At 64.9% G+C, this 2,487-nt stretch carries 3 protein-coding genes; all 3 read right to left on the bottom strand.

The window, feature by feature from the left end; translation table 11 throughout:
• Nucleotides 1–13: 13 nt before the first annotated feature.
• The 3 genes from FJ979_RS32355 to FJ979_RS32345 all read right to left on the bottom strand — a co-directional run bounded on the left by FJ979_RS32355 (nucleotide 14) and on the right by FJ979_RS32345 (nucleotide 2,349).
• Entirely contained in the window at nucleotides 14–1,546 is a 1,533-nt protein-coding gene (locus tag FJ979_RS32355; protein ID WP_140584730.1) for an IS66 family transposase, read from the bottom strand.
• 69 nt (nucleotides 1,547–1,615) lie between these two features.
• A complete protein-coding gene (gene tnpB / locus FJ979_RS32350; protein WP_023709031.1) occupies nucleotides 1,616–1,972 on the bottom strand; it encodes an IS66 family insertion sequence element accessory protein TnpB in 357 nt (118 codons plus the stop codon).
• Nucleotides 1,969–2,349: a transposase gene (locus FJ979_RS32345; RefSeq protein WP_210240566.1), complete on the bottom strand. Its 381-nt coding sequence runs from the start codon at nucleotides 2,347–2,349 to the stop codon at nucleotides 1,969–1,971. Before FJ979_RS32345 ends, tnpB begins: the two co-directional genes overlap by 4 nt.
• Nucleotides 2,350–2,487: the final 138 nt, after the last annotated feature.

Raw genomic sequence — 2,487 nt, 5'->3', positions numbered from 1 at the left:
GTAAGCGGTGTTCTCAGGCCACGGCCTTTAGCTCAGGCGCCCGGATGTAGGCCCACGGCAGCAGGTCGTCGATCTGGCTGTTGGGGTGGCCGTTGACGATCCTGGTGAGGACATCGGCGAGATAGCCGAGCGGTTCGACCCCATTGAGCTTGCAGGTTTCGATCAGCGAGGCGATGACTGCCCAGTGTTCGGCGCCGCCGTCAGAGCCTGCGAAGAGCGCGTTCTTGCGGTTGAGCGCGATCGGACGGATCGAGCGTTCGACGGTGTTGCTGTCGATCTCGATGCGGCCGTCGTCAAGGAAGCGCGAGAGGCCTTCCCAGCGCGAGAGCGTGTAGCGGATCGCCTCGGCGAGCTTTGTCTTCTGACTGATCAGGCCGAGCTTCTCACGCAGCCAGGGTTCGAGATCGGCGACGATGGCGCGGCTTTTGTCCTGACGCATCGCGCGGCGCTCGTTGGCCGATCGGCCACGGATGTCATCCTCGATCTTGTAGAGTTCGGCGATCCGTCTCAGCGCCTCGCTGGCGATCGGCGCTGGTCCGGACACGGCCAGTTCATAGAAGCGCCGGCGCACATGCGCCCAGCAGAAGGCGAGCGTGACGCCGCTTTTGTCGGCCAGCACGCGATAGCCGCCATAGCCGTCGACCTGCAGGATTCCGGTGAAGCCTGCGAGATGAGCGATCGGACGCTCTGCCTTTCGGTCCGGCGCATAGACATAGGCGACGCCCGGCGGGTCGCTCCCCTCCCATGGTCGGTCATCGCGGGCATAGGCCCAGAGTTGACCTGTCTTAGTCTTGCCGCGGCCGGGATCGAGCACCGGCGCGGTCGTCTCGTCGGCGAAGAGTTTTGGCGAGGACTTCAGCTTGCCAAGCAGCCGCTCATGCACCGGACGCAGGTGCCAGGCGGCGCGGCCGACCCAGTCGGCGAGCGTGGAGCGATCGAGATTGATATCCTGCCGGGCGTAGATCTGCGCCTGACGATAGAGCGGAAGGTGATCGGCATATTTTGAGACCAGCACCTGCCCGACCGTTGCCTCGGTCGGAAGACCACCCTCGATCAGCCGGGCCGGCGCGGGAGCCTGAACCACGACGTCCTCGCAGGCGCGGCAGGCATATTTGGGCCGGCGCACGACGATTACACGCAGCTGCGCCGGAACGATGTCGAGCCGCTCGCTCACGTCCTCGCCGATCCGATGCAAGCCATTGCGGCAGCATGGGCAGGCATGGTCCTCGATGTCGACGATCATTTCCACCCGCGGCAGATGGGATGGCAACGCGCCGCGGTTCGTCCGGCGCTGCCTGGCGCGCTCCAGGCGCTCTGCGGGAGATGCTTGTTCGTTCTCTTCCTCGTCGGCGGCCTCGATCTGCTCGGCCTCTTCGAGCCCCAGCAGCAATTGATCCTCGGGGAGCGTCTCGGCACGCCGGCCGAAGCGGTGACGCTGCAATTCCTTGATGATCTGGATCAGGCGGGCATTCTCGACGTCGCGCGCCAGGACCATCGCCTTCAGCGCGTCCGGATCGTCGGGAAGCTGGTCAGCCGTCATCGCCATGAGCGGATCAGACCATATTCGCCGACAGCCCGCGATAGCGGAATCCAGGCTGATTCACTTCGTCGCGGGTCAGCCCGCCTGGGCTGGAACGCGGGTCCGGCGCGCCTCGTGGACTCGCCGCCAGTCGAGACCTTCGAGTAGCGCCGAGAGCTGCGCGGCCGTCAGCCGCATCATGCCGTCATGCACTTTCGGCCAGCGGAACTCCCCATCCTCCAAACGCTTGGCATAGAGGCAGACTCCGGTGCCATCCCAGAAGATCAGCTTGATCCGGTCCGTCCGCTTCGCCCGGAAGACGTAGACGGCCCCGCTGAACGGATCGGCCCCCATCGTCTCTCGCACCAGTGCAGCCAATCCCTCCGCACCCTTGCGGAAGTCCACCGGCTTCGTCGCCACCATGACCTTGACCGCACCCGTCGGCCCAATCACGTCGTCGCCTTCAGCGCGCGGATCACTGCGGTCACAGTCTTCGCATCCGCACCCCGGCCAACGCGCATCGCGATGCCGTCGATCTCAAGCTCGATCATGCCGGCATCTCGCGTGGCTTGCCGTTTCCGCTGCTTCGGTGAACGGCTGGCTACAGGTTCCGCCGCCGCCACAACCGCCGGCACAAAGGCAGGAGAATCTTGCTGCACCGAAGCGACCTGGTTGCGCGCTTCGCGGCGCCAGGCGAAGACCTGCTGCGGCCTGAGACCATAACGGCGGGCGACCTCGGAAATGATCGCATTCGGCTCTAGCGTCTCTGCGATGATCCGAGCCTTGTCATCCACCGACCAGTGACGCCGACCGCCGGCACCGTTGATCACCTCGAAACGCCGAAGCTGCCGCTCCGGGTTAAGCGTAAGGTCAAGTCCAGACACAAGCCGATCTCCGATCCCACTACAGAACCGGCAACCTCACAGATCGCGACCACTCCCGAAAGGTGGTCCCAAAACAGCGCTTAC

The sequence above is a fragment of the Mesorhizobium sp. B1-1-6 genome (assembly GCF_006443035.1).
Taxonomy (GTDB): Bacteria; Pseudomonadota; Alphaproteobacteria; order Rhizobiales; family Rhizobiaceae; genus Mesorhizobium.
Note: the sequence above shows the minus strand (reverse complement) of the source record. Positions and strands in the feature narration are given on the sequence as shown.

Coding starts and splice junctions, on each gene's coding strand:
- FJ979_RS32355 (WP_140584730.1), bottom strand. CDS start 1,546: ATGGCGATGACGGCTGACCAGCTTCCCGACGATCCGGACGCGCTGAAG.